Origin of the sequence: Mesorhizobium sp. BR1-1-15 (assembly GCF_020165475.1) — a bacterium.
Lineage (GTDB): Bacteria > Pseudomonadota > Alphaproteobacteria > Rhizobiales > Rhizobiaceae > Mesorhizobium.
This window is the reverse complement of sequence record NZ_JAIUIF010000004.1, coordinates 372743-398728: the sequence shown is the minus strand read 5'-3', so window position 1 is coordinate 398728 and position 25986 is coordinate 372743. Positions and strand designations below refer to the sequence as shown.

Sequence of the window (25986 nt, the reverse complement as noted above, 5' to 3'; positions counted from 1 at the left end):
GGAGATCGCCCGATGATGCAAGCGCTCCCCTCCAGTCTGATCGTGATTCCCTGCCTCAACGAGGCAGCCCATATCGGTGTGCTGCTCGACCAGCTCAGCCCCGCGGCCGCGAGGCTCGGCGCCAGGATCGTCGTTGCCGATGGCGGCAGCACCGATGGTACCCCGGCCATTGTCGGCGAGCGTGCGAAGGAAGATCCCCGCATCGTCCTGCTCCACAATGAAAAGCGCATCCAGAGCGCGGCGATCAATCTTGCCGTCGCCAGATTCGGCGATGGTGCCGAATATCTGATCCGCATCGATGCCCATGGCGGCTATCCCGCCGACTATTGCGACCGACTGGTCGAGGAAGCGCTGGCAACGGGCGCCGATTCGGTCGTGGTCTCGATGCTGACCAGCGGCAGCGGCACCGTGCAGAAGGCGGCCGCGGCGGCACAGAATTCAAAGCTCGGCACCGGCGGTTCCAAGCACAGGCATCTGTCCGCCGGAGAATGGGTCGATCACGGCCATCACGCGCTGATGCGGATTTCTGCCTTACAGGCCGTCGGCGGCTATGACGAGACGTTCAGCCATAATGAGGACGCCGAGCTCGACTACCGGCTGAGACAGGCCGGCTACAGGATCTGGATGAGCGGCAGGACGCAGATGGTCTACTATCCGCGCGCGTCGCTCAGCGGCCTCTATTTCCAGTATCTCGGCTACGGCCGCGGTCGCGCCAAGAACGTCCTGAAGCACCGCGTCATCCCGAAGGTCCGGCAGATGGTGCCGCTGCTGGTGTTCCCGGTGGTGGTGCTCGCGGCCTTTTCCTTCATGCACTGGCTGGCGGCGGTGCCGCTTTTGATCTGGGCGACGGTGTGCCTCGGCTATGGCCTGTGGACGGCGGTAAGCCAGCGCAATGCCGACATCGCGCTTGCCGGCGTCTCGGCGATGGTCATGCATTTCGGCTGGTCCGTCGGTTTCTGGCTGCAGCTTCTCGGCCTTGGCAAACAGCGCGGGGTCGCGTGATGGCGGTTACAGGCAAGAACCGCCGCATCGACATCGGCGTGTGCACGTTCCGCCGGCCGGAATTGGCCCACACGCTGCGCTCGCTCGATGCCATGGACAGGCCGGCCGGTTTCGATGTCCGGGTCATCGTCGCCGACAATGACGACACGCCGAGCGCCAGGGATCTGGTGACGGCCCTGGCGCGGGAACTGACGCTGCCGATCAGCTATCACCACTGCCCGGCGCGCAACATCTCGATCGCCCGCAATGCCTGTCTTGACGCCAGCACGTCGGATTTCGTCGCCTTCATCGATGACGACGAGACGGCTTCGCCGCGCTGGCTTGCCGAGCTCGTCGCAACAGCCCAGGCAAGTCGCGCCGCCGCTGTGCTGGGCCCGGTCAAGGCGCGCTATGGGGCCGATGCGCCGGACTGGATGCGGCGTGGCGACTTCCATTCGACCTTGCCGGTCTGGGTGCGCGGCGAGATCCGCACCGGCTACACCTGCAACGTGCTGCTCGACATGGGGTCGGACAGCCTGCGCGGGCGCCGCTTCAGCTTGGCGCGTGGCCAGACCGGCGGCGAGGACACCGAATTCTTCGACCAGATGCACAAGACCGGAGGCACGATCGCCTTTTCTCCGGAGGCTTGGGTGGACGAGGCCGTGCCGCGGACCAGGGCCGCGTTCGACTGGCTTGGCCGCCGCCGCTTCCGCGTCGGGCAGACGCATGGCCATCTCCTGGGGCGCAATGCGAGCGGCATTGGCCTGGTCAAACAGGTCGCCATTGCCTCGGCAAAGGCAGCCTATTGCTTCGCCGCGGCGTTTCCCTTCCTTGGCAGCCCCGTGCGGCGGAACCGCAGCGTGCTGCGCGGCATTATGCATGTCGGCGTCGTCAGCGGCCTTGTCGGCATCCGCGAGATTCGTCTCTACGGCCAGCCCTCGCCACAGGAAGGAGGCAAGCGTGCAGCCTGACGTCAGCTTCGTCCCGGACGTTTCCTTCGTCATTGCAGCCTACAACGCCGAAGCGACCCTCGACCGGGCGATCGCCAGCGCCATCGCGCAAAAGGGTGTCAGCGTCGAGGTCATCGTCGTCGACGACAAGTCGCGCGACGCCACGCTCGACGTGGCAAGGGCCTATCCGCAGGACATCGTGCGCGTCGTGGCGCTCGCGCAGAACAGGGGCCCCGGCGGCGCCAGGAATGCCGGCCTCGAGGCTGCCCGAGGTCGCTGGGTCGCGGTCCTCGATTCCGACGACGCGGTCTATCCCGGCCGCATCGCCGCCATGATCGCGCGGGCTGAAAGGGCGGGCGCGCAAATCGCCGTCGACAACCTCCAGGTCGTCCGCGAGGACGGCGTGATCGAGGATGCGATGTTCCCGACGCGCTATCTGGAGGAATTGGGCGAGATCTCGCTGGCCAGCTATATCGCCGGCAACGTCGTCTTCGAATCGAAGTTCAATCTCGGCTATCTCAAGCCGATCTTCGAGCGCCGCTTCCTGGAAGAAAACGGACTTCGCTACGACGAGGACCTGATCATCGGCGAGGATTACATTTTCCTGGCCAACGCCCTGGCCAAGGGCGGCAGGTGCGTGGTCGAGCCTGACATCGGCTATGTCTATCACATCCGCAGCGGCTCCATTTCGCGCGTGCTCGAGCCTCATCACGTCGAGGCGATGCGCAAGGCCGATGCGATTTTCGCTCAAAGCCATCAGATGGACGCGGCCACGCAAGCGGCCTTCGCCCGGCGCAGCCGCAGCCTGCGCAAGGCGGCTTCGTTCCTGTCGATGGTCCAGCACATCAAGGCGCGGTCCCCGCTCAAGGCGATCCGGACGGCGCTCAGCGACCCGGCGGCGGTCAGGCATATGGGCATGCCGATCGCCGTGCGGTTGCGACGAGTAGCGGCACAATTTGCCGTGGGGGCGGGGAGGTGAAGATGCAGGCACATGGAGGGATTTTTCCTGGCCTGCGAATGGACTGAAGTCGATCTCCTCAGAAGGAATTTGCGATGAAGAAAATCAGGAAGGCCGTGATACCGGTGGCGGGGCTTGGAACGCGGTTCCTGCCGGCGACCAAGTCGATGCCCAAGGAAATGCTTCCCGTCGTCGACCGGCCCGTCGTGCAATACGCCGTCGATGAGGCCTTCGAGGCCGGCATCGAGCACATCGTGTTCGTGACCGGCCGCAACAAGGCGGTTATCGAGGATTATTTCGACCTGCATCCGGAATTGATCGGAACACTGGAGCAGAGCGGCAAGAAGGCGCAATTGCAGTCGCTGGAAAGCCTGCTGCCGGTGGCCGGCGCCACCAGCTTCATCCGCCAGCAATCCCCGCAAGGCCTTGGCCACGCCGTCTGGTGCGCGCGCGAGGTCATCGGCAACGAGCCCTTCGCCCTGCTTTTGCCTGATATGGTTTCGTTCGGCGGCCGCGGCTGCCTGGCCGAGATCGCCGACCTCTATGCCGAGACCGGCGGCAACGTCATTGCGGTCGAGCGCTGTGACCCGACCGAGACCAACAAATACGGCATTGTCGGCCGCGGCGCCGACATTGGCGGCGGTTTCGAGGTGACGGCGATGGTCGAAAAGCCGGCGCCGGCCAATGCGCCGTCGAACTTCTACATCAACGGCCGCTATATCCTGCAGCCCGAGATCTTCGCCCTGCTCGGCAACCAGCAGCGCGGCGCGGGCAATGAGATCCAGCTGACCGACGCCATGGTCCGCCTGGCGCAGGAGCAGTCCTTCTTTGCCCAGCCTTTCAAGGGCCGCATGTTCGACTGCGGCTCGAAGGAGGGCTTTATCCAGGCCAACATCGCCTTCGCCTTGGCGCGCGACGACATGAAGGGTCCGGTTTTCGAGATGCTCCAGGAGTTCGTCCGGTCGCATGAACGACAGGAAGAAGCCGCATAATGCCCATGTTTCGGGAGCATTGTCGGACGGCTGACGGTGCGATGCGCGCAACGCCCTGTGGCGTCCGGCATGGAACTTGCGTTGCTTTTTGGCAATGCTCCCGATCTTCGAAGTGCCTGGGAGCCAAGGCATGATCCCGGAAAGCGCAAGGCGGTTTTCGGAAAAGATCATGTTCAAACAGTGAGATAGAGCCCATCCCGATGATTGGGATGGACGGGCTCTGGAATTGGACCGAAGATGAACTATGCCAACTTTCCTCTCGACAAGAGGATGCCATTGCCGAATTCGGAAGCAGGAGACGGCGAAGACTTCATCGATGTCGAGCGGCTGCTTGGCATGGCAGCGCGGCAGGCCAAGGTGGTTGTCCTGGGCGCGGTCATTGGTCTTGTCCTGGGCCTGCTCTATCTGCAGACCACGCCGCCCAAATACCAATCGGTCTCGAGCGTGCTGATCGATGAGGGGCTGAACAAGATCGTCGACGACATTTCGGCGGCGTCGACGACCATGCAGACCGATTCGGCCATCCTAAGCCAGATCGAAATCCTGACCTCGACGAGGCTTGCCGCCGTGGTCGTCGACAAGCTGAAGCTCGACCGCAACGACGCATTCATGAACCCGCCCCAGTCGGCGCTCGCCCAGGGCATCGGCCTGATCCGCGGCCTGATCCAGTATGTTCGCCCTAGTCCTCCCATGCCGGGCGTCGGCGACGTCACCAAGCTCGACCCCGCCACCCGCGATGCGCTGATCGCGACCTCACGTCGCGACTACGCGATCCTCAAATTGCAGAACGAGGTGCAGGCGGAGCGCGTCGGGCGAAGCTATGTCATCGCGCTCGGCTACCAGGCGACGGACCCGGCACTGGCGACCGCGATCACCAAGGCCTATGCCGATGCCTATCTCGCCGACCAGCTCGACGCCTCCTTCGATGCCACCGAGCGCGCAGCGGTCTGGCTGCAGGGCCGGCTGACGGAACTGCGCGAAAGCTCGCAGGCGGCATCGCTCGCGGTCGAGAAATTCAGGGCCGAGCACGGCCTGTCCGCCAACAGCGACGGCCAGCTGATGAGCGCCAAGCAGCTTGCCGACCTCAACGCCCAGCTTATCGTGGCGCAGGCCGATACGGCCCGGGCCAGCGCCCGCTACCAGCAATACAAGTCCATCGTTGAAAGCGGTTCGGAGAACGCCTTCAAGGATGCCGCCATATCGAGCGACCAGCCGAGCAGCTCGGTCATCGCGGCGCTCAAGACGCGCTATCTCGCCGTCGCCAAGCGGCAGCAGGATGTCGAGGCCAATTTTGGGCCGCAGCATCCGCAGGCGGTGGCGCTCGCCAAGGAGAAGGCCGACATATCGGCGCAGATATTCGGCGAGCTGAAGCAGCTGACCGAAAGCTATCGCAACGAATATGAAGTGGCGCTGGCGCGCGAGACCGCGCTCAGGGCCAATGTCGCCGCGGCGCAAGGCAAGAGCGCCATCGACAACCAGTCGCAGGTCAAGCTGCGTGAACTCGACCAGAAGGCGACGGCGCTCTCCACGCTCTACCAGACATTCCTCGGCCGCTACGAGGAAGCCGCCCAGCAGCAATCCTTCCCGGTCGGCAAGATCCGCATCATCTCGGATGCATCGACGCCGCTCAGCGCCTCCAGCCCGCGCACGGTGGTTGTGCTGGCGCTCTCGCTTGTGCTGGGCACGTTGATGGGTGCCGGGCTCGGCGGCCTGAACGAATTCAACGAGCGTTTCTTCAGGACCGGCGAGGATGTCCGCGACCGCGTCGGCCTCAAATTCCTCGGTTATCTGCCTGTCATCGGCGGCAAGACCGCCAGGGAGGAAAAGCCGGCCGACCCGGATCTCAAAACCGCCAAATCGCCGGCCGCGGCCGAAAAGCGCGCGCGCATGCGCGTCAGCGTCGATGCTCCGGCGTCGATGTTCTCCGAGACGCTGCGCAGCGCAAAGATCGCCTTCGACGTCGTCATGGAAGGGCAAGGCAGCCGCGTCATCGGCGTCATCTCGGTCCTTCCCGGCGAAGGCAAGTCGACGGTCGCGGCCAATCTGGCCGGACTGCTCGCCGCCAACGGCGCCAGGACGCTGCTGATCGACGGCGACCTGCGCAATCCGGGCTTGAGCCGCAGCCTCGGCATGGAGGCCGAGCAGGGACTGATGGAAGCGGTGGTGAGCGGCCAGACCTGGCAGTCGGTCGGCAAGATCGACCGGCAGACCAAGCTGGCGATCATTCCGGCCGTGCTGCGCGGCAATTTCTCGCATACCAGCGAGCTTCTCTCCTCGGCCGGCATGCGGCGCTTCATCGACAACGCCAAGGAGACCTTCGAATACATCGTCGTCGATCTGCCGCCGCTGGGGCCGGTGGTCGACGCCAAGGCCTTCGCGCCGCTTGTCGACGGCTTCGTGCTGGTCACCGAATGGGGCCGCACGCCGCGCGCGATGGTGAGGTCGATGCTCGAATCCGAACCCTATGTCGCCAACAAGATCGTCGGCGCGGTGCTGAACAAGGTCGATCTCAAGAAACTCGCCAAATACGGCTCGTTCGGAGCGTCCGAAAAATTCTTCGGCCAGTACTCGAGCTATTATCTCGACAAGACCGAAGTGCGCAGCAAGACAACGGTCTGAGTTCAACCGTGGCGATTTCCGTGCCTGAGTGACGAGGCAGGTCATCGCCTATGTGGCCGCGGCGGGCTACAATGGGAGTCTAAACCCGGGCATCATTCGGCAGGCAATGTCAGCTTACGCGGCCAATAGCGGCTCGCCACCAAAAGACTGAGATGGACGACAACTATTCCGAGGATGCCTGCCAAAGCCTTCAGTGAGCCGTCCGAAAGGCGCGCATGCCGACCGGGTTCGAGGAGCTGCATCAGCTCCAGCACAGTGGCTACGACGACAACTATAGTGACAGTTCCAGCCAAGCGGTTTGGAAAGCCGAGCCCCATTGCCACGCCGAACAGAACGTAGGCGAGGGCGCGTTCGAAATCTGGGTCACCCAGGTGGGGCCGCATCTGGATTGGCGACAGCGTCGCGAACACAATGATGGCGAGCAAAGCAAGAGCGGCAATGCGAGAGATGAGGGTCATTGCCGTTCGTAAAGCCAACAAGCCGGCGAAACAAGTACGGGCATCTTCAAGGGTCGAATTTATAACGAGGTAGCTTCCGTACTGCTTGGCGGATTCAAGCAGCCGCGCCCGATCCAAAGACGCCATGCTAGCCCGTGACGCCCGGTTTCTTTGGCTGATTGGCGATGTCTATGAAATGACATCCGGAGCAATATCGGATTGCGCAGAATCGACGCGCTTTGAGGTTGGCGACATGGATTGGAAGCAGGTCGACCCCAGAGCAGATCAGTCTATTTCGCTTGCCAGCGATTTCGACGGCAGGTCGGTCGTCCGCTCTGGATGGACGGCGGTGTCGATCCAAGCCCTGGTCAGTTTGAGTTCTGACCAGGTTTCGCAGACAGCGCGATCGGGTCGGTTTCGATAAGCCGAAGCGACCGCACCATGTTCGCCGTTTGCGTCTTGTACTTGAGAAAATGCGGTGTGGTCAGATGGGCTTCGTACGCCGTCTGATCGGCGTAGCATTCGATCACGCGCACCTTTTCAGGCGCATCTTTTTCCGACACGGCATGAAGGAAAAGCACGCCCGGCTCGATTCGCACGGAGGCCTCGATCTCTTCCGCAATCAGGGCCTTGTAGCTGTCGATCTGGTCAGGATCGATTTCCAGTTCGGCTATCCTGACGATCCGCATCGATTGGTCCCTAACTTTGTACAGGGCCGCGACTCCCTATCCAGGCCTCCGAACCCTGCGGCTGGACGGTGCGCTCCTGCGAGGAAGGCACCGAGGTGCCCGTTGGTCAATCCTCATTGGTCAACAGGATCGCGACTACGCGGCCCTGAGCCGGTAGCGGAACACCGTGTGGTCGAGCAGCAGCCGGATGCGCGGTTCGGCTTCGGTCGCCACCAGCCAGCTTGCCGCGATCATGGTCGCGCCGACCGTTGCCATGGACAACAGATAAGGCAGCCCGGCGCGGACCATCGCGCCGAGCATCGCCGCGCCGATGACGTCGTGGATCAGATAGAGCGGGTAGGTCATCAAGCCGATCCGGCGCCAGCCGCTCCAGCTGAGGTCGAGCCGCAGTGACCACGCCATCAGGGCGATGGCGACCAGGAAGACAAGGATCGGCGGCGCATAGGGCATCGCGGCACCGACCTTGATGCTGTGGACGTCGACCGAGCTGGCGATTTGCAGCACGCTCCCGCCCAGGAACAGCAGGCAGAAGGCCAGGCGCGAGGCCGTCACCGCCTTGAACCGCATCAGCCAGATGAGCACGCCGATGGCGAAAAAAGAGCCATGGTGCACCAGGACGAGCTGCAGCCAGCGTGTCTCGGCGAGTTCGGACCAGCCGAGCGGATAATAGAGGCACCAGAACAGCGTGCTGACGAGGCCGATCGCGACTGCCACCGTCTCCACCAGGTGAAAGCGGCCAAGCCGCAACAGGATCCAGACGACAGCGTAGAAGGCGATCTCGATGCCGAGCGTCCAGTAGACGCTGTCCACCCAGGGGCCGTAGGGCGCGAAAAGGCCGGTGCGAACGAGCCTGATCACGGCATCGGTTGGCCAGCTCAGACCGGTGAGCAGCAGCACCGCCGCGGTCACCGGCGCGCAGATCCAGACCGCCGGCGCCAGCCTTTTCACCCTTGCCTCGAAAAACCGCAGCGACGTCGAATTCTCGGCGCTGAAGGCGATGACGAAACCGCTGATGACGAAGAATATCTGCACGCCGACCCAGCCGGAGCCCACGAAGGCCATTTCGGGATGGGGCGGGATGCCGCCGGTCGCGCGCGCCGAAACCCCGTCAGGGAATGCCCATACCCAGAAGCCATAGTGATAGAACATCACCATGACGGCGGCCAGGAAACGCAATATGTCGACGCCGCCGAATGTCGCCTTGTGCTGAGCCATGCCGTGCCTTTGGAATGGCCCCCCCAAGCCAAACCCTAGAGTCTGTTGTTGCATTGCACAACAAAAGATTGGCCAGATGTGACAGTTGGCGCCGACCGCTCAACAAACGGAAGGATCGGGTCTGCTGCGCCCGATCATCTAGACCCCGATGCCGCGCTCCTTCAGCACCGCCGTGATCTCTTCGAGGATGGCCGGGTCGTCGATCGTTGCCGGCATGGTCCAGTCTTCCTTGTCGGCGATCTTCTGCATGGTGCCGCGCAGGATCTTTCCCGACCGCGTCTTCGGCAGCCGCTTGATCGTCACCACCGTCCTGAAGGCGGCGACCGGGCCGATGCGCTCGCGCACCAGCCCCACCACTTCGCTCTCGATGAGGCCGATCTCGCGCGAGACACCAGCGTTGAGCACGACGAAGCCGAGCGGAACCTGGCCCTTCATCGCATCCGCGATGCCGACGACGGCGCATTCCGCGACATCGGGATGCGTTGCCAGCACCTCTTCCATGGCGCCGGTCGACAGCCGGTGGCCGGCGACATTGATGATGTCGTCGGTGCGGGCCATCACGTAGAGGTAGCCGTCCTCGTCGATCATGCCGGCATCGGCCGTCTTGTAGAAGCCGGGGAACTCGTCGAGATAGGCCTGGCGGAAACGGGCGTCGGCGTTCCACAGCGTCGGCAGGCAGCCCGCCGGCAGCGGCAGCTTGACCACGACATTGCCGAGCGTGCCGCGCGGCACCTCGTGGCCGGCATCGTCGAGCACGCGGATGTCGTAGCCGGGCATCGGCACGCCGGGTGAGCCGTATTTTACCGGCAGCAGGCCAAGGCCTGCGGGGTTGATGGTCATTGGCGAGCCGGTCTCGGTCTGCCACCAATGGTCGATGACCGGCACGTTCAGTTTTTGCTCCGCCCATTTGATGGTTTCGGGATCGGCGCGCTCGCCGGCGAGGAACAGCGTTCGGAATTTCGACAGGTCGTATCTGGCGACGAATTCGCCCCTGGGATCCTGCCCCTTGATGGCGCGGAACGCCGTCGGCGCGGTGAACAGGGCGACCACGCCATGCTGCGCGATCACCCGCCAGTAGGTGCCGGCATCGGGCGTGCCGACCGGCTTGCCTTCGAACAGGATGCTGGTGCAGCCATGCAGCAGCGGCCCGTAGACGATGTAGGAATGGCCGACCACCCAGCCGACGTCGGACGCCGCCCAGAACACTTCGCCGGGCTTGACGCCGAACTCGTTTTCCATCGTCCATTCGAGCGCCACCATGTGGCCGCCATTGTCGCGAACGATGCCCTTGGGCTGGCCGGTCGTGCCTGACGTATAGATGATGTAGAGCGGGTCGGTGGCAAGCACCGCAACGCAGTCGACATTGGCGCCGGCCGCCCGCTCGCGCGCGACCGCGTCCGCATAGTCGATGTCGTAATTGTCCCTGAGCTCGCAGCGCAGCTGGTCGCGCTGCAGGATCAGGCAGGCGTCCGGCTTGTGGCGGGATATCTCGATCGCCTTGTCGAGCAGCGGCTTGTAGGCGACGACGCGGCCGGGCTCCAGGCCGCAGGAGGCCGAAATGATCACCTTCGGCCTGGCGTCGTCGATGCGGGTGGCGAGCTCATGCGAGGCAAAACCGCCGAAGACGACCGAATGCACGGCGCCGATGCGGGCGCAGGCAAGCATGGCGATGGCCGCTTCCGCCACCATCGGCATGTAGATGATGACGCGGTCGCCCTTGCCGACGCCGCGGTTCTTCAGCACCGAGGTCAGCGCCACCACTTCGCGTTTGAGCTCGGCATAGGTGAATGTCTTCACGGTGCCGGTGATGGCGCTGTCATGGATCAGCGCGATCTGGTCGGCACGCCCGCCGGCGACATGCCGGTCGAGGGCATTGTAGCAGGTGTTGCAGGTGGCGCCGGTAAACCAGCGGCCATAAACGCCGGCTTCCGCATCGAACACCCTGTCGTAAGGCGTGTACCAATCGATGGCGTTCGCCGCATCCGCCCAGAACTTTTCCGGGTCGCGTTTCCAGCCGTCATAGACCTCGTGATAGCGTGAAGCCATCCGTTTCCTCCCCGGGAAGATTTGCCGCTCCGGCGATAGCCTATGCTGTTTTTTCCGGCGATGTCTTCCCTCAATTCGTCTGATCCGGTCCGGTCCTGGTCGCAAAGGTGCGACATCGTGGCCCTCCGGGAAGAAAAGCAACGGTCCGGCCCGGGCGTGCCCATGTGGCCGTGTGCACCGGTGCGTCAGCCGGTGGTCTCGTCGTCGGGCACTGTCACCGCGATGGAGCAGCCGTCTCCCGGCTCAGTCGACCCTTTTGGTGCTCACCATGACCGGTCGGATCGGCGGCGCCGGCGGCAGCAGGTCGCGAATGTCTGCAAAGGGAAACATCGGCTCGAAGCGGAAGGCTTCGGCCTGTGATCCCGGCGCGCCGTTGCACTGGCCGGCGCGAAAAAAATTCTGCGTGCGGGCGATGTCGACGAAGCGCTCCGGATCCTGCGACTGGTGCAGGCGGATCGCCTTGGCCTTGATCTCGGCCTGGGCTGATATCTCGACATAGTGGGTCGGGGAGAATCCGGTGCCGCCCATCGTGTCGGCATGCAGCACCGGTACGGCGAACGACGCCGCGATGCGCACGGCGTCCGACAGCGCGCGGTGGTCGGCGTGATAGTCGTTGGACGCATGGGTAATCACCAGATCCGGTCCGGTTTCGCCAATCAGCGTCTTCAGCGCGCCGATCAACGCGTTATCCGCCACCAGCCTGCCGTCGGGAAAGTCGAGGAAGCGCGGCGCCGCCCCGAGCAGCGCGGCCGCGGCCGTTGCCTCCTCGCGACGGACACGGGCGAGAACCGTGGGATCGCTCTTGCCGCCCCTGGCACCATCCGTGGCTATGGCAAAAGTCAGTTCTGCGCCTTGCGCCGCATAGGCCGCCATCGTACCGAACATGAATATCTCGATGTCGTCAGGATGCGCGCCGAGCGCCAGTATTTTCAACGCTTCTCTCCCCGGAAATGGAAAAACGTGACGAACGGAATCCTGCTCGCCCTGATCGCCTATGCAAGCTATTCGGGCAGCGATGCCGTTGTCAAAAGCCTGGGCGGGCAGTTCACGGTGTTCGAGATCGGTTTCTTCTCGATATTGTTCGCCGGCTGTTTGCTCTTCTTCACCCGGCCGGCGGACGAGCGTTGGCGTGATTTCTGGCGCACCAAACGACCCTGGGCGGTGCAGGCGCGCGCCTGGGCGGGTATCGCCTCGGGCGTGCTCAGCGTCTATGCCTTCACCACCATTCCGCTGGCCGAAGTCTACGCGCTCGTCTTCCTGGCGCCGCTCTGCGTCACCATCCTCTCCACGGTCGTCCTCAAGGAAAAGGTCGGGCCCTGGCGCTGGCTGGCGGTGGTCGCCGGCTTTGCCGGCGTCATGTTGGTGGTGCGACCGGGTTTTCGCGAACTCAATCTTGGGCACCTCGCCGCCTTTGGCGTGGCCTTTCTGGCAGCCGCCAGCGTCATCCTGATGCGCTCGCTGGCAAAGCAGGAAAAGCGCACGACCATGCTCGGCGTGCTGATCGGCTACGGCCTGTTGTTCAACGGCATCGGCATCGCCGCCACTTCGTTCACGCTTCCCGACGCAAGGCAGCTTGCATGGCTGATAATGGCCGGCGCCTTCACCGCATGCGGACAACTGCTGCAGCTGCTGGCCGTCAAATACGCGCCCGCCAACCGGATCGCGCCGACGCATTATTCGCAGATGGTCTGGGCGGTCATCCTCGGTGCGCTGTTCTTCCGGGAATATCCTGACTGGCTGTCGCTGGTCGGCCTCGCGGTCGTCGGTGGGTCCGGCCTGCTCACCATGGTGCGCGAGGAAGTACGGTTGGGCACGGTGCGCTGGAACCCGTTTTCGCGCACCCGGCTTTGATCTCGCGCCGGTTGCATCGCGACCACGAGCGCTGATATGCGGGCGCGATGACGACAAAAGCCTTGCCGGAGCTTCCGGTATCCGCCGTGCTGCCGGCGCTGGGCCATGCGCTCGGCTCCGGCAACGGCGCCGTGCTTGTGGCGCCGCCCGGCGCCGGCAAGACGACGCTGGTGCCGCTGGCGCTGCTCGATGCGCCATGGCTGGGCACGGGCAAGATCGTGCTGCTGGAGCCGCGACGGCTCGCCGCCCGCGCCGCCGCCCGCCGCATGGCCGAATTGCTTGATGAGGAGCCCGGCGGCACCGTCGGCTATGCCATGCGCATGGAGAACCGCACTTCGGCCCGGACAAGAATACTGGTCGTCACCGAAGGTGTGCTGGCGCGGATGATCCTTGACGATCCCGAACTGCCCGGAATCTCGGCCGTGATCTTCGACGAATTCCACGAGCGCTCGCTCGACGGCGATTTCGGCCTCGCTTTGGCGCTCGACGTGCAAGGCGCGCTGCGGCCGGACCTGCGCGTCTTGGTGATGTCGGCGACGCTGGACGGCGCCCGTGTCGCGAAGCTGTTGTCGGGCGCGCCGGTGATCGAAAGCGAAGGCCGTGCCTTTCCCGTCGACATCCGCTACGACGAACGGCCGGCCGGCATCGCAATCGAAGATGCCATGGCCAAGGCGATCCGCTCCGCTCTTGCCGACGAGAGCGGCAGCGTGCTTGCCTTCCTGCCCGGCCAGCGCGAGATCGAGCGCACCGCCGAGCGGCTTGCCGGCAAGGTCGGCGCCGACACCGATATCGTGCCGCTCTACGGCATGCTCGATGGCAAGGCGCAGGACGCGGCGATCAGGCCGGCGCCGGCGGGCCGCCGCAAGGTGGTGCTGGCTACGTCGATCGCCGAGACCTCCATCACCATCGACGGCGTGCGGGTCGTCATCGATTCCGGCCTGTCGCGGCTGCCGCGCTACGAGCCGGCCAGCGGCCTGACGCGGCTGGAGACGGTGCGCGCCAGCAAGGCCTCCGCCGACCAGCGCGCCGGCCGTGCCGGACGCACGCAGGCCGGCGTCGCCATCCGACTGTGGCGCGCCGAACAGACGGCGTCGCTTCCGGCCTTCACCCCGCCGGAAATCCTCGAGGCCGACCTTTCCGGCCTGCTGCTCGACTGCGCCGCCTTCGGTGTCGCCGATCCGACGAGCCTCGCCTTCCTCGATCCGCCGCCGGCCCCGGCGCTCAACGAGGCAAGGGCGCTGCTGCGCGCGCTTGATGCCATCGACGAGGCGGGGCGGCTGACGGAAGCGGGCGCCGCGATGCGCAAGCTCGCTCTGCCGGTGCGGCTGGCGCATATGGTCGCCGAGGCGGCCCGCGGCGGCCATGCCGGCGAGGCGGCCATGCTCGCGGTGCTGCTGACCGAGCGCGGGTTGGGCGGTGACGGCGCCGATCTCGAACGCCGGCTGATGCGCTTTCGCCAGGAAAGATCGCCGCGCGCCACCGCCGCGCGGCAACTCGCCGAACGCCTGGCGAGGCAGGCCTCTTCACCCTCCCCCTTATGGGGGTCCGAAGGACGGGCGAGACCCGTGGCTCGCCCCGGAACGTCGATCCGCGAAGCGGAGCGGGGCGGGGGGCTTTGGCGCCGCACCCCCACCCCGGCGCTACGCGCCGACCCTCCCCACAAGGGGGAGGGTGGCAGCGCTGGTCCTCTCCTCATCCATGCCTGGCCCGACCGCGTCGCCAAGGCGCGCGGCGAGCGCGGGCGTTTCGTGTTGGCCAACGGCTCCGGTGCCATGCTCGATGCTGCCGATCCGCTTGCCGGCGAGGCGTTTCTGGTTGTCGCCGACCTGCAGGGCAAGGCGCAGAATGCGCGCATCACGGCGGCGGCGGCGATCAGCGAGGACGATATTCGTTCAGCACTGGCGGACAGGATCGAAACCCGCAGGCAAACGAGCTTCGATCGCGAGCGCCGCGCCGTGCGCGTGCGCGAAACCGTACGCCTCGGCGCTATCACGCTGGCCGAGCGCATGCTGCCTCCGCCAACCGGCAATGAGGCCGACCGCGCCATGCTTGACGCCTTGCGCGAACATGGACTTTCGCTGCTGAGCTGGAGCAAGGAGGCCGAGACGCTGCGCCAGCGCCTGTCCTGGCTGCATCGCGGCCTTGGGGCGCCGTGGCCCGATATGTCCGACACGGCACTTATCGATCGCCTCGACGACTGGCTGCTGCCGTTCCTGTCGGGTGCCGCATCCTTCTCGGCCATCGATCCGGGTGTCGTCCCGGCCGGGCTGACGGCGCTTGTGCCGCACGATTTGCAGCGCCGGATCGACGCGCTTGCGCCGACCCATTTCGACGTGCCGTCCGGCAGTCGCGTGCCGATCCGCTATGACGGCGAATGGCCCGTTTTGGCGGTTCGTGTCCAGGAACTGTTCGGCCTCGACCGGCACCCTGCAATCGCAGGCGGCACCGTGCCGCTGACGCTCGAACTGCTGTCGCCCGCGCACCGGCCGATCCAGACGACGCGCGACCTGCCCGGCTTCTGGCGCGGCTCCTGGGCCGATGTGCGCGCCGACATGCGCGGTCGCTATCCCAAGCACGTGTGGCCGGAAAATCCGCTGCTCGCCGCCGCCACCAGCCGCGCCAAGCCGCGCGGGACGTAGTTGCTTGGCGATTGGCGCAAACGCCATCGCTTCGTCATCCACCTAGCGCTCGCCGCTTCGCGGCTGTATTTCATGGCCATGATCAACGTATTGCGTTCTCCCGACTTCCAGCAGAGCCAGCGACTGCGCCTCAACACGCTGATCCGGCTGCGCTGGCTTGCCATTGTCGGCCAGAGCGTGACGGTGCTTTTCGTCGCCTACGGCCTGAAATTCCCACTGCCGGTCAGCCTGTGCTTTGCCCTGATCGCCTGTTCGGCCTGGATGAACCTGCTCCTTGCCTTTCGGTTCCCGGCCGCGCACCGGCTCACGCCGTTCGCGGCCTTCGGCATCCTGATCTTTGATAGCCTCCAGCTTGCCGGCCTGCTCTACATGACCGGCGGCCTTACCAATCCGTTCTCGCTGCTGATGACGGTGCCCGTGGTCATTTCGGCGACGTCGCTGCCCTTGCGCCTGACCGCGGTGCTTGGGGGGCTGGTGATGACGGCGGCGACCTTGCTGGTCTTCTTCCACTTGCCATTGCCTTGGCATGAAGGCGCGCCGCTGGCGATGCCCTTCATCTATGTTGCCGGCATGTGGATGGCGGTGCTGTCTTCGATCGCCTTCACCGCCATTTACGCCTTCCGCGTGGCCGCGGAAGCCCGCCTGCTGGCCAATGCGCTCGCCGCCACCGAACTGGTGCTCCAGCGCGAGCAGCATCTGTCGGCGCTCGACGGGTTGGCCGCCGCCGCCGCGCATGAGCTCGGCACGCCGCTCGCCACCATCACGCTGGTCGCCAAGGAGATGGAAAAGGCGCTCGGCAAGGACGCGAAATATGGGGAGGATGTGACGCTGCTGCGCTCCCAGAGCGAGCGGTGCCGCGAGATCCTCAAGCGCCTGACCAGCCTGTCGTCCGAGGGAGAGGCGCATTTGTCCCGCCTGCCTTTGACCTCGCTGGTCGAGGAGGTCACCGCGCCGCACCGCGACTTCGGCATCTCGATCAAGCTCAGGCCCGGCGAGCGCAGCGGCCCCGAGCCGGTCGGGCGCCGCAATCCCGGCGTCATCTACGGCCTTGGCAATTTGGTGGAGAACGCCGTCGATTTCGCCCGCGAGAGCGTCACCGTGCGCTGGAGCTGGGACGAGGCCACCGTCACCTTCTCGATCATCGATGACGGTCCCGGCTTTCCGCCCGAGATCATCGACCGCATCGGCGAGCCCTATATGTCGACACGCCAGGGCACGGAGGCCGGCGGCGGGCTGGGGCTGGGCCTTTTCATCGCCAAGACATTGCTCGAGCGATCGGGCGCCACGCTCGACTTTCGCAATTCGAGCGGATTGGGCGAGGGCGCCATGGTACGGATTTCATGGCCCAGAAATGTTTTCCTGAACCCGGAATCGGCGCCCGCGACGATGTTTGACACCGCGTAAATTGGACAATCGCCACGCAAAACTATATCTGCGTAAAATTAAGGCAGCAGGAATTTCAAGACGATGACAGGCGATGAAAACAATGGCGCAATGGTTGAGGGCGAGGACACCTCGCTTCTGATCGTCGACGACGACAAACCGTTCCTGACCCGTCTGGCCCGCGCCATGGAAACCAGGGGGTTCGTGGTCGAAACGGCCGAGAGCGTCGAGGAGGCGGTCGGCAAGGCACGCGCCAATCCGCCCGCCTACGCGGTGGTCGATATGCGGCTTGGCGACGGCAACGGCCTCGACGTCGTGGCCGCCATCCGTGAGAAGCGCGAGGATTCCCGCGCGATCATCCTGACCGGCTACGGCAACATCGCCACCGCGGTGACGGCGGTGAAGCTCGGCGCCGTCGACTATCTGTCGAAGCCGGCCGACGCCGACGACGTCTTTGCTGCGCTAACCCGCACGGCCGGCGAGCGCGCCGCGCCCCCGGAAAATCCGATGTCGGCCGACCGCGTGCGATGGGAGCACATCCAGCGTGTCTACGAAATGTGCGAGCGCAACGTCTCCGAGACCGCGCGCCGCCTCAACATGCATCGCCGCACCCTGCAGCGCATCCTGGCCAAGCGCGCGCCGCGCTAGGAGCGCGATGCGCTGAGCATTCCTTCGGACCGGTTTCTGCTTACGGGGAAGCATCCAATTGTCGAACTCGGCCCCGCCCCTCATTGCCCTGCCGGGCATTTCTCCCCGTATAGTGACGGGGAGAAAGAGGCTGGCCGCAACGCTGGCGCCCATTCCGCAACGCTGGCGATTGGCGAAACCGGCGATGACAGCGTCCCTCTCCCCGTCACTATACGGGGAGAGGATGCCGGCAGGCAGGTGAGGGGCGGCGCCAGCGTTTGGAAAGGCAACGGAGGGTGAAATGCGGGACTTGAAACAGCGGCCGGTTTCCGTCTTGCGCGAATTTCTCGACAGCGAGGCGGCCGGCGGCATCATGCTGATGGTGGCGGCGGCATTGGCCTTGATCGTCGCCAACTCACCGCTCTCCGGAACCTATTTTGCCGTCCTCCACGCCTATCTCGGCCCGCTCAGCGTGTCGCATTGGGTCAATGACGGGCTGATGGCGGTATTCTTCCTGCTCGTCGGCCTGGAGATCAAGCGCGAGATGCTGGACGGCCAGCTCTCGACCTGGCCGCGCAGGGTGCTGCCCGGCATCGCGGCGGCCGGCGGCATGGTGGTGCCGGCGCTGGCCTATGTCGCCATCAACCGTGACAATGCGGGCGCGCTGTCCGGCTGGGCGATCCCGACCGCCACCGACATCGCCTTCGCGCTCGGTGTGCTGTCGCTGCTCGGCAATAGGGTGCCGGCCTCGCTGAAGATCTTCCTCACCGCCCTTGCCATCATCGACGATCTCGGTGCGGTGATCATCATCGCGATCTTCTACACGAGCGGCCTGTCGCTTGCCTATCTGGGCGCCGCCTTCGCGGTCATCGCCGCGCTTGTCGTGCTCAACCGCATGCGGGTGATGAGCCTCGTGCCCTACCTCGTGCTCGGTGCGATCCTGTGGGTGCTGGTGCTGAAGTCGGGCGTGCATGCCACGCTTGCCGGCGTGGCGCTGGCGCTGACCATTCCGCTCGAACGCACCGCCGGCATCGAACACGATCTCGACCATTCGCCGCTGCACCGGCTCGAGCACCGCCTGCACGCAATAGTGCCTTTCGTGGTCATCCCCATCTTCGGCTTTGCCAATGCCGGCGTTTCGCTCGCCGGCTTGAGTGTCGGCGCGCTGTTCGAGCCGCTGACGCTCGGCGTCGCCGCCGGCCTCGTCGTCGGCAAGCTGGTCGGCGTGTTCGGTTCCTCCGCGCTCGCCATCCGCTTCGGTCTCGCCGACCTGCCGGCCCATGCCGGCTGGCTGCACATGATCGGCATCTCGCTGCTGTGCGGCATCGGCTTCACCATGAGCCTGTTCATCGGCCTGCTCGCCTTCGCCAGCGACGTCGCGCTGCAGGACGCGGTCAAGGTCGGCATTCTCTCCGGCTCCCTGGTCGCAGCGCTGCTCGGCGCGGCCGTCCTGCTGATGGCGCCGGCGGCGACTGAGGTGGATGAGGGCGAGGAGTAGGGGCCTATCAGCGACTTCAATGCACTCTTTTCGAGGTCGCGCTGCCCCTCATCTGCCTGCCGGCATCTTCTCCCCGTATAGAGACGGGGAGAAGGGGTGACGCGACCCCTTGGCGCTTTCTTCCATAAGTTGGCGAATCGCCGACGACAGCACCTTTCTCCCCGTCTCTATACGGGGAGAAATGTCCGGCAGGACAATGAGGGGCGGCGCCGTCGGTTGCGTTCTATCTCCTGCCTGCCAGCCTATTCGCTCTCTCCCTCCAGCGCAGGCACGGCCACCCCGGCGAGCTCCGCCGCCAGCAGCCGCGCGGCGCCGGCCCGCGCGATCCGCAGCATCAGCGCCTTGCGCGTCGCCGCCACCATGCGGTGCTCGGGCGCCTCGCGCAAAATCTCGGCGCCATAGCCGTCGGAGAGGATGAAGCCGCATTCTTCGGGAAAAATCTCCGCCGGCACGCCGGGATGGGTGGCGAAGAAGAAGCGGTCCGAGTGCAGCCGGTAGTCGGGCCATTTGCGGTCGACACGAAAATCCTCGACCGAGGATTTGATCTCGATGATCCATATGTCGCCGTGGCGGGTCAGCGCGACGAGGTCGGCGCGGCGGCCGGTCGCCAGCGACAGTTCAGGCAGCACATGCGCGCCCATTTCGCGGAGCAGGCGCTGCACCCCGCGCCGCACCAGCATGGCGCGTTCGGACTGGCGACCATCGATGAGCGGGTTCAGGGGAATCGGTGAGATGATTGGCATGACGGGACCATGCCAGATTTTGTTCACGATTTGAACCCGTACCGCTCATTTGGTGGCCACCCAAATCAATGGGTGCTCGATAGCATGAGCAGGCACGGAGAACCGTATGGCCACCTTCACTTTCCGTGATGGGTGAACGTGGCGGGACGACCTACGGCGCGGGAGAAGTCCTGGCGTTTATGAGCGACCAGGCCCCGTCGTTTCGATCGTAACCGGCACGCCCTGGCGCAACGAGTTGCTGACCGTGGAAACCACGCTTGCACGGTCAATGATCCTTTGGGGATCGGACCCGTCCAAGGTCTCGCAGGAAACCGTCATCCTTGCCGCGGTCGCCAGCAGGGGCTTGCCGTCGAGGTCAAGCCTCACCGAGACGGCGATCCTGCCGAGTTTCACGCCGATCTCGTCGGCGACATAGCGAAGGTCGTTGCAGAAGCAGCCGCCAATCGCCAGCGCCAGCAGCTGGCCGCCATTGAAGCCCAGGCCCATGCCGCCGGCCTTGCCCTCGGGCCGGTCGACGACGATCGTGTGGCCGCCGGCCCAGCCCATGGCGGCTTCGGTGCCTTCGACATTGTGCAGTTCGACAGTCATCGAGGCCATCGGCATCCTCCCTCCGTAGCCGAGAGGCGTCGGGCCTGGCCGGCACGGATCTATGCGACCGTGACGGCTTTATCGCCGAGCGGCGCGGTTCCCGCAATGTCATCGATGATCGGGCAGTCCGGCCGGTCGTCGCCATGGCAGGCCTGGACGAGCTTCTGCAGGGTCGATCGCATCGACTGCAGCTCGCGCACCTTCTCCTCGATCGCCCTGACATGGGCGGTGGCGATCTCGCGCACGTCGTGGCTGGCGCGGCTGCGGTCCTGGTAAAGCGCCATCAACTGGCGGCAATCGTCGATGGAAAAGCCCAGGTTGCGGGCACGGCGCAGGAAGGTCAGCCGATGGATGTCGTCGCCCGAATAGTCGCGATAGCCGTTGCCGGCACGCGCAGGCGCGATCAGGCCAATTTCCTCATAGTAGCGGATGGTCTTGGCTGGCAGACCGGAACGCTGGGCGGCGTCGCCGACATTCATGGTTGTTCCTCGATTCCTGCTGGCCCGAGAGTCATGGCCATTGAATTTCCTTCACAATCCGGTGAAGGCTGTTGCCGAAATGCCGCAGTTGCTGGCTTACCGGCAGGTGAGGTCTTGCATATAGGCATCGCGTACTTGGCAAGCAAAGCAAATGCCAGCATGAATGATGGCAAGAAAGCGGCCGACTCGTGCCGCGGATGTTTGGCGGGGCACGGATCACCTCATGCGCATGAAGTCGCTTGCAGTAATTGCCGCACTGGCGCTGTCGACCGCACTCGCCGGTTGCAGCACCATTGGCGGGCAGATATTCTCCAACGGCTATGGCGCGGTGACCGACGCCGGCTACCAGCTGCCGCGCATCCCGATCGAAAAGGTGCCCGCGAAGTATCACCGGCAGGAGGTGAACTACGACACCAAGGAAAAGCCGGGCACCATCATCGTCGATACACAGAACAAGTTCCTCTACTTCGTCGAGGGTGACGGCCGGGCAATTCGCTACGGCATCGGCGTCGGCCGCGAGGGCTTCGAGTGGCATGGCACCGCCCATGTCGCCATCAAGCGCGAATGGCCGACCTGGACGCCGCCGTCGCAGATGATCAAGCGCCAGCCGGAACTCGCCAAGTTCGCCGGCGGCATGGAGCCGGGCCTGAAGAACCCGCTCGGCGCGCGCGCTCTGTACCTGTTCAACAAGGGCGGTGACATGGGCTATCGCCTGCATGGCAGCCCGGAATGGAACTCGATCGGCAAGGCGATGTCGTCGGGCTGCATCCGGCTGATGAACCAGGACATCATCGACCTTTACGATCGCGCCGAGGTCGGCGCCAAGGTCATCGTTCTCTGACCGTGACCGCGAGGTTCATGGTCAAAACCGTTCGTACGCGGACCGTCTAGGCAACAACGGACGTCCCCAACAAAAAACCGGGCAATTCGGCCCGGTTTTTTGTTGCTTGCTTTTTGAGAATCGTCGCCGCGCTCGGCGAAGACGAATGGTCAGGCGACCTGTTCGACCTGCTGGACCTCGGGAACGAAGTGGCGGAGCAGGTTCTGGATGCCGTGCTTCAGCGTTGCCGTCGATGACGGGCAGCCGGCGCAGGCGCCCTTCATGTGCAGGAACACGGTGCCGTTCTCGAAGCCGCGGAAGGTGATGTCGCCGCCATCCTGGGCCACTGCCGGGCGCACCCGCGTGTCGAGCAACTCCTTGATGGTGATGACGAGTTCCTCGTCGGCCTTGTCATAGAACTCGCCGGTCTGGCTGGTCTCCGCGGCCGGGCCGGCGTTGGCCATGACAGGCGCGCCGGACATGAAATGCTCCATGATGGCGCCCAGGATCGCTGGCTTCAGATGCTGCCAGTCGGGGCCGTCCTTGGTCACGGTGATGAAGTCGTAGCCGAAGAAGACGCCGGTGACGCCCGGTATTTCGAACAGCCGGCCGGCCAGCGGCGAGGCCGTCGCCGCGCTATCGGCATCACGGAAATCGGCGGTGCCTTCCAAAAGCACTTCCTTGCCGGGCAGGAATTTCAGCGTCGCCGGGTTTGGCGTCGATTCGGTCTGGATGAACATGGCCGTCTCCGTGCCCGTCTCGGGCAAATAGTTTGGAATAATTCTAAATAAGCCCTATCGGCTGGACATTCAAGCGAAACGCGTCGCCCGAATGGCTGGCTGGCGGAATGTTTTTGCGACTCCTGCCACTATGAAGTGTGTCGAGATTCGGGTCAGGCCGAGTCGAAAATGGTGGTTTCCGAGAACCGGAGCGGAGCGTACTTGAAGTACGTGAGCACCGGAAGCGCAGGAACCCGCCATTTGTAGGCCGGCATCACCCGAATATCGATACACTTCAGGCGAGGCTGTCGATCTCCTCGTCCGAAAGGTTTTGCGGCACCACGGTCACCGGGATAGGGAAGGCGGCGCCCTTGCCGGCCACCGCGCCGACCAGCGGCCCGGGCCCTTCCTTGCCGGCGCCGGCCGCCAGCACCAGGATGGCAATATCCTGGTCTTCCTCGATCAGCTTGTGGATCTCTTCGGTGGGCTTGCCCTCGCGCACCACCATCTCGGGTTCGATGCCGAGCTTCTGGCGCACCTTGTTGGCGTAGCTGTCGAGCGCGGTGCGTGCGGTGGCGGTCGCCTCCTCGCGCATGATCTTCTCGACGCCCAGCCAGTGCTGGAAATCGTCCGGTTCGATGACATAGAGCAGCACCAGCACGCCGCTGGTGCTCAGCGCCCGCTTCGAGGCGTAGGCGACGGCGCGCTCGCATTCGGGCGTATCGTCGATGATCGCCAGGAACTTCCGGCGATGTCCGGCTTCGCGGCTGAGGCGTTTGGAGACCATGTCTATTTACTCGATGTCATTTCGGCCGCAATCTGCCACTGCGGCTGACCGGCGGCAAGCCGCCGGTCTTTGGCCGGTATGGTGCGGGGCATAAGGATGCGGATCAGTCCTGCAGCAGCCCGATGATGTCGCGCACCGTCTTCATCGTCGCTTCGGCCAGCACGCCGGCGCGCTCGCCGCCGTCCCGCAGTACCGCGTCGACATAGGCGCGGTCATCGGAAATGCGGCGCATTTCGGCGGCGACGGGAGCCAGTTTTTCGACTGCCAGGTCGGCCAGTGCCGGCTTGAACACCGAAAACTGCTGGCCGCCGAACTCCTTCAGCACCGCCTCTTTCGATATGTCCGCAAGGCCGGCATAAATGCCGACCAGGTTTTCCGCTTCCGGCCGGGTGGCGAGGCCGTCCACTTCGCTCGGCAAGGCTTCCGGATCGGTCTTGGCCTTGCGGATCTTCTTGGAGATGGCGTCGGCATCGTCGGTCAGATTGATGCGCGACAGATCCGACGGGTCCGACTTCGACATCTTCTTGGAGCCGTCGCGCAGGCTCATGATGCGCGCCGCCGGCCCGCCGATGACCGGCTCGGTGATCGGAAAGTAGCCGTTCACAATTTCCTCTCCGACCTGCATCTCGACGCCGACGCCAAGACCGGCGATGCGGTCCGAAAAGTCGTTGTTGAATTTCTGGGCGATGTCGCGCGTCAGTTCCAGATGCTGCTTCTGGTCCTCGCCGACCGGCACATGGGTGGCGCGGTAGAGCAGGATGTCGGCTGCCATCAGCGAGGGATAGGCAAGCAGGCCGAGCGAGGCGTTCTCGCGGTCCTTGCCGGCCTTGTCCTTGAACTGCGTCATCTTGTTCATCCAGCCGATGCGCGCCACGCAGTTGAAAATCCAGGCGAGCTCGGCGTGCTGCATCACCCGCGACTGGTTGAACACGATGTGCTTCTTCGGATCGATGCCGGAGGCCAGGAATGCCGCGGTGATGGAGCGCGTCTGGTCCTTGAGGTCGTCATAAACCAGCTGGGCCGTCAGCGAATGCAGGTCGACGACGCAGTAGATGCAGTCGGACGTCTCCTGCAGGGCGACGAATTTCTTGATGGCACCGAGATAGTTGCCAAGATGCAGATTGCCGGTCGGCTGGACGCCGGAGAAGACGAGTGGCTTGAAGGCGGACATGGTTTCCTCGTGGCTTGTGGAGGGCCGTATAAGCGTGATTCCGAAAAGTTGCAGACTTTTCGGAGCCAATCACGCGGCTGGAAACCGCGTGCGGCGAAAGTCTTGCGACGGCGCGCTTATGGACGAACATGACGCTGCGATCAAGACTGCTATTGCAGTCGGGCTGCCCGGCCTACTCGTCCAGCTCGGCGTTTACGGCTGGTGGTGTCGCTTTGCCTGAGCCGCGCTTCACATTGCGGCGGATCATGCCGAAATCGGCGCCGCCGCTGGCAAAGGCCGTGACGAAGTAGAGCAGCGCCCCGCCGGCCACCAGCCCCAGCAGCGTCGTCGCCTTGACGACCAGCGGCGAGCCGGAGCCGAGCCTGGCGCTCAGCCAGTGTTCGGCGAAATAGAGGGCGACGCCCATCACCGCCGCCGAGAGCACCAGACGCGGAATGCGCTTCAAAAGAGGCACGTCGCGGCCCCAATGGCCGCGCCGGATCAGCACCCCGAGCAGCATCAGCGCGTTGACCCAGCCGGCCACCGCCGAGGCCACGGCGATGCCGGGCGCGCCCATCCTCGGAAACAGCGTCAGCGCGGTGGCGACGTTCACCGCCACCGAGATGGCGGCGAAGATCATCGGCGTGCGTGTGTCCTCGCGGGCGAAATAGCCCGGGGTGAACGCCTTGATCAGCACGAAGGCCGGCAGGCCGAGCCCGAAGATCGCCAGGATCGCCGCCACGACAGGCGTCGAATGGTTGGCGGCGAACGCGCCGCGCTCATAGACCAGCCGCACGATCGGCTCAGACATGACCCAGAGCGCCACCGCAGCCGGCAAGGTCATGAACAAGGTGAATTCGACCGAGCGGTTCTGCAGATTGGCCGCCTCGATCAGATTGCCCGACTTCAGCGCCCGCGACAGTTCCGGCAACAGCACGATCGCAACGGCGACGCCGACCACGCCAAGTGGCAGCTGGTAGACGCGGTCGGCATAGGCGAGCGAGGAGACGGCGCTGTCCTGCGCCGAGGCGATGGCGGTGCCGATCAGCTGGTTGATCTGGGTGATGCCGCCGGTGATCGCCGCCGGCAGCGCCAGGATCAGGAGCCGCTTCACGTTCGGCGTCATCTTCGGCCGGCGGAAACCGATCGAGATGCCGGCGTTGCGAACCGCCACCCAGACGATGGCGAGCTGCACGAGGCCCGCCGCCAGAACGCCCCAGGACAGGCTGAAGCCGACGGCATGCGCATCCAGCCCATGATACCAGGCATAGCCAAGCACGCTGATCAGGATGATGTTGAGAAAGGCAGGCGCGATCGCCGCGGCGAAATAGCGGCGCAGCGAATTCAGCATGCCCGCCATCATGGCGGCCAGCGACATGCAGATGAGATAGGGGAACATGATCGTCGCCAGCGTGACGGTCGTCTCGAACTTCCCCGGCGTGTCGGCGAAACCCGGCGCCACCAGGTAGCGCACGATCAGCGGCATCGCCAGTTCCATGGCGATGGTCAGCGCCAGCAGCGCCGTGAACAGCACCCCGAACACTTCCTCTGAAAAGCGCTTGGCGCCGTCGGTGCCGTGCGTCTCGATCTCCTTGGCGAACAGCGGCACGAAGGCGGCGTTGAAGGCGCCTTCGGCGAACAGCCGGCGAAAGGTGTTGGGAAACTGGAAGGCGGCGTTGAAGGCGTCGGCCACCGGTCCGGTGCCCAGTGCTGCCGCCATCAGCATCTCGCGGCCGAAACCGAGCGCGCGGCTCATCAGCGTGCCGGAAGCGACCGTTGCGAATTTCTTGACGAGGCTCATGCGTTTGGAGACTG

Annotated in this window: 23 protein-coding genes; 11 read left to right on the top strand and 12 right to left on the bottom strand. The window is 64.8% G+C overall.

What is annotated here, in order from left to right:
- Positions 1-12 precede the first annotated feature (12 nt).
- The 5 genes from LB541_RS10415 (at position 13) to LB541_RS10395 (ending at position 6500) form a co-directional block, all read left to right on the top strand.
- The gene (locus LB541_RS10415; protein WP_224618317.1) at positions 13-1002 is read left to right on the top strand and encodes a glycosyltransferase family 2 protein; all 990 of its coding nucleotides are present in this window, start codon (positions 13-15) and stop codon (positions 1000-1002) included.
- The gene (locus tag LB541_RS10410) at positions 1002-1952 is read left to right on the top strand and encodes a glycosyltransferase (protein WP_224618316.1); all 951 of its coding nucleotides are present in this window, start codon (positions 1002-1004) and stop codon (positions 1950-1952) included. The genes LB541_RS10415 and LB541_RS10410 overlap by 1 nt, the downstream gene beginning before the upstream one ends.
- On the top strand, positions 1942-2910 hold the full coding sequence (locus LB541_RS10405; protein WP_140559748.1) for a glycosyltransferase family 2 protein: 969 nt from the start codon (positions 1942-1944) through the stop codon (positions 2908-2910). Before LB541_RS10410 ends, LB541_RS10405 begins: the two co-directional genes overlap by 11 nt.
- A 74-nt stretch (positions 2911-2984) precedes the next feature.
- Positions 2985-3881 (top strand): UTP--glucose-1-phosphate uridylyltransferase, encoded by an 897-nt coding sequence (locus LB541_RS10400; protein WP_224618315.1) that lies wholly within the window; start codon positions 2985-2987, stop codon positions 3879-3881.
- Positions 3882-4118: 237 nt separating this feature from the next.
- Entirely contained in the window at positions 4119-6500 is a 2382-nt protein-coding gene (locus LB541_RS10395; protein ID WP_140497157.1) for a polysaccharide biosynthesis tyrosine autokinase, read from the top strand.
- A gap of 92 nt (positions 6501-6592) precedes the next feature.
- On the opposite strand, the gene LB541_RS10390 is transcribed toward LB541_RS10395, so the two are convergent.
- From LB541_RS10390 to LB541_RS10370, 5 genes are all read right to left on the bottom strand, one after another.
- On the bottom strand, positions 6593-7084 hold the full coding sequence (locus LB541_RS10390; RefSeq protein ID WP_181174365.1) for a hypothetical protein: 492 nt from the start codon (positions 7082-7084) through the stop codon (positions 6593-6595).
- Positions 7085-7305: 221 nt separating this feature from the next.
- Positions 7306-7626, bottom strand: coding sequence for a putative quinol monooxygenase (locus LB541_RS10385; RefSeq protein ID WP_140685083.1), 321 nt, complete (start codon positions 7624-7626; stop codon positions 7306-7308).
- A 135-nt stretch (positions 7627-7761) separates the two neighbouring features.
- Positions 7762-8841, bottom strand: coding sequence for an acyltransferase family protein (locus tag LB541_RS10380; RefSeq protein ID WP_224618313.1), 1080 nt, complete (start codon positions 8839-8841; stop codon positions 7762-7764).
- 138 nt (positions 8842-8979) lie between these two features.
- Complete coding sequence (locus LB541_RS10375) at positions 8980-10887, bottom strand: propionyl-CoA synthetase (protein ID WP_224618311.1); 1908 nt, start codon at positions 10885-10887, stop codon at positions 8980-8982.
- Positions 10888-11130: 243 nt separating this feature from the next.
- On the bottom strand, positions 11131-11820 hold the full coding sequence (locus LB541_RS10370; protein WP_224618309.1) for a PIG-L deacetylase family protein: 690 nt from the start codon (positions 11818-11820) through the stop codon (positions 11131-11133).
- A 27-nt stretch (positions 11821-11847) separates the two neighbouring features.
- On the opposite strand from LB541_RS10370, the gene LB541_RS10365 reads away from it, so the two are divergent.
- From LB541_RS10365 to nhaA, 5 genes are all read left to right on the top strand, one after another.
- A complete protein-coding gene (locus tag LB541_RS10365) occupies positions 11848-12738 on the top strand; it encodes a DMT family transporter (protein WP_140624886.1) in 891 nt (296 codons plus the stop codon).
- A gap of 47 nt (positions 12739-12785) precedes the next feature.
- Entirely contained in the window at positions 12786-15377 is a 2592-nt protein-coding gene (gene hrpB / locus LB541_RS10360; RefSeq protein WP_224618307.1) for an ATP-dependent helicase HrpB, read from the top strand.
- Between the two features lie 72 nt (positions 15378-15449).
- Positions 15450-16781, top strand: coding sequence for an ActS/PrrB/RegB family redox-sensitive histidine kinase (locus tag LB541_RS10355; RefSeq protein ID WP_140513548.1), 1332 nt, complete (start codon positions 15450-15452; stop codon positions 16779-16781).
- Between the two features lie 63 nt (positions 16782-16844).
- Positions 16845-17408 carry an ActR/PrrA/RegA family redox response regulator transcription factor gene (locus LB541_RS10350; protein WP_140624884.1) on the top strand — a complete coding sequence of 188 codons (564 nt, stop codon included), beginning with the start codon at positions 16845-16847 and terminating at the stop codon, positions 17406-17408.
- A gap of 280 nt (positions 17409-17688) precedes the next feature.
- Positions 17689-18885 carry a Na+/H+ antiporter NhaA gene (gene nhaA / locus LB541_RS10345; protein WP_224618299.1) on the top strand — a complete coding sequence of 399 codons (1197 nt, stop codon included), beginning with the start codon at positions 17689-17691 and terminating at the stop codon, positions 18883-18885.
- Between the two features lie 242 nt (positions 18886-19127).
- On the opposite strand, the gene LB541_RS10340 is transcribed toward nhaA, so the two are convergent.
- The 3 genes from LB541_RS10340 to cueR all read right to left on the bottom strand — a co-directional run bounded on the left by LB541_RS10340 (position 19128) and on the right by cueR (position 20695).
- Complete coding sequence (locus LB541_RS10340; RefSeq protein WP_140497303.1) at positions 19128-19628, bottom strand: MmcB family DNA repair protein; 501 nt, start codon at positions 19626-19628, stop codon at positions 19128-19130.
- Between the two features lie 177 nt (positions 19629-19805).
- Positions 19806-20225: an OsmC family protein gene (locus LB541_RS10335; protein ID WP_140497139.1), complete on the bottom strand. Its 420-nt coding sequence runs from the start codon at positions 20223-20225 to the stop codon at positions 19806-19808.
- 50 nt (positions 20226-20275) lie between these two features.
- A complete protein-coding gene (gene cueR, locus LB541_RS10330; RefSeq protein WP_140497137.1) occupies positions 20276-20695 on the bottom strand; it encodes a Cu(I)-responsive transcriptional regulator in 420 nt (139 codons plus the stop codon).
- A 223-nt stretch (positions 20696-20918) separates the two neighbouring features.
- Here cueR and LB541_RS10325 point away from each other — a divergent pair, with 223 nt between their 5' ends.
- On the top strand, positions 20919-21536 hold the full coding sequence (locus tag LB541_RS10325) for a L,D-transpeptidase (RefSeq protein WP_140664131.1): 618 nt from the start codon (positions 20919-20921) through the stop codon (positions 21534-21536).
- Positions 21537-21685: 149 nt separating this feature from the next.
- Here the strand turns inward: LB541_RS10325 and LB541_RS10320 are convergent, their stop codons facing one another.
- The 4 genes from LB541_RS10320 to murJ all read right to left on the bottom strand — a co-directional run bounded on the left by LB541_RS10320 (position 21686) and on the right by murJ (position 25972).
- A complete protein-coding gene (locus LB541_RS10320) occupies positions 21686-22255 on the bottom strand; it encodes a NifU family protein (RefSeq protein WP_140497133.1) in 570 nt (189 codons plus the stop codon).
- Between the two features lie 274 nt (positions 22256-22529).
- A complete protein-coding gene (locus tag LB541_RS10315; RefSeq protein WP_140497131.1) occupies positions 22530-23021 on the bottom strand; it encodes a universal stress protein in 492 nt (163 codons plus the stop codon).
- 103 nt (positions 23022-23124) lie between these two features.
- Positions 23125-24192 (bottom strand): tryptophan--tRNA ligase, encoded by a 1068-nt coding sequence (gene trpS, locus LB541_RS10310; protein WP_140497129.1) that lies wholly within the window; start codon positions 24190-24192, stop codon positions 23125-23127.
- A gap of 172 nt (positions 24193-24364) precedes the next feature.
- Positions 24365-25972, bottom strand: a complete 1608-nt coding sequence (gene murJ / locus LB541_RS10305) for a murein biosynthesis integral membrane protein MurJ (protein WP_140556847.1) — start codon at positions 25970-25972, stop codon at positions 24365-24367.
- Positions 25973-25986: the final 14 nt, after the last annotated feature.

Coding starts and splice junctions, on each gene's coding strand:
- LB541_RS10415 (WP_224618317.1), top strand. CDS start 13: ATGATGCAAGCGCTCCCCTCCAGTCTGATCGTGATTCCCTGCCTCAAC.
- LB541_RS10410 (WP_224618316.1), top strand. CDS start 1,002: ATGGCGGTTACAGGCAAGAACCGCCGCATCGACATCGGCGTGTGCACG.
- LB541_RS10400 (WP_224618315.1), top strand. CDS start 2,985: ATGAAGAAAATCAGGAAGGCCGTGATACCGGTGGCGGGGCTTGGAACG.
- LB541_RS10395 (WP_140497157.1), top strand. CDS start 4,119: ATGAACTATGCCAACTTTCCTCTCGACAAGAGGATGCCATTGCCGAAT.
- LB541_RS10390 (WP_181174365.1), bottom strand. CDS start 7,084: ATGGCGTCTTTGGATCGGGCGCGGCTGCTTGAATCCGCCAAGCAGTAC.
- LB541_RS10385 (WP_140685083.1), bottom strand. CDS start 7,626: ATGCGGATCGTCAGGATAGCCGAACTGGAAATCGATCCTGACCAGATC.
- LB541_RS10380 (WP_224618313.1), bottom strand. CDS start 8,841: ATGGCTCAGCACAAGGCGACATTCGGCGGCGTCGACATATTGCGTTTC.
- LB541_RS10375 (WP_224618311.1), bottom strand. CDS start 10,887: ATGGCTTCACGCTATCACGAGGTCTATGACGGCTGGAAACGCGACCCG.
- hrpB (WP_224618307.1), top strand. CDS start 12,786: ATGACGACAAAAGCCTTGCCGGAGCTTCCGGTATCCGCCGTGCTGCCG.
- LB541_RS10355 (WP_140513548.1), top strand. CDS start 15,450: ATGGCCATGATCAACGTATTGCGTTCTCCCGACTTCCAGCAGAGCCAG.
- LB541_RS10350 (WP_140624884.1), top strand. CDS start 16,845: ATGACAGGCGATGAAAACAATGGCGCAATGGTTGAGGGCGAGGACACC.
- nhaA (WP_224618299.1), top strand. CDS start 17,689: ATGCGGGACTTGAAACAGCGGCCGGTTTCCGTCTTGCGCGAATTTCTC.
- LB541_RS10340 (WP_140497303.1), bottom strand. CDS start 19,628: ATGCCAATCATCTCACCGATTCCCCTGAACCCGCTCATCGATGGTCGC.
- LB541_RS10335 (WP_140497139.1), bottom strand. CDS start 20,225: ATGGCCTCGATGACTGTCGAACTGCACAATGTCGAAGGCACCGAAGCC.
- cueR (WP_140497137.1), bottom strand. CDS start 20,695: ATGAATGTCGGCGACGCCGCCCAGCGTTCCGGTCTGCCAGCCAAGACC.
- LB541_RS10325 (WP_140664131.1), top strand. CDS start 20,919: ATGCGCATGAAGTCGCTTGCAGTAATTGCCGCACTGGCGCTGTCGACC.
- LB541_RS10320 (WP_140497133.1), bottom strand. CDS start 22,255: ATGTTCATCCAGACCGAATCGACGCCAAACCCGGCGACGCTGAAATTC.
- LB541_RS10315 (WP_140497131.1), bottom strand. CDS start 23,021: ATGGTCTCCAAACGCCTCAGCCGCGAAGCCGGACATCGCCGGAAGTTC.
- trpS (WP_140497129.1), bottom strand. CDS start 24,192: ATGTCCGCCTTCAAGCCACTCGTCTTCTCCGGCGTCCAGCCGACCGGC.
- murJ (WP_140556847.1), bottom strand. CDS start 25,972: ATGAGCCTCGTCAAGAAATTCGCAACGGTCGCTTCCGGCACGCTGATG.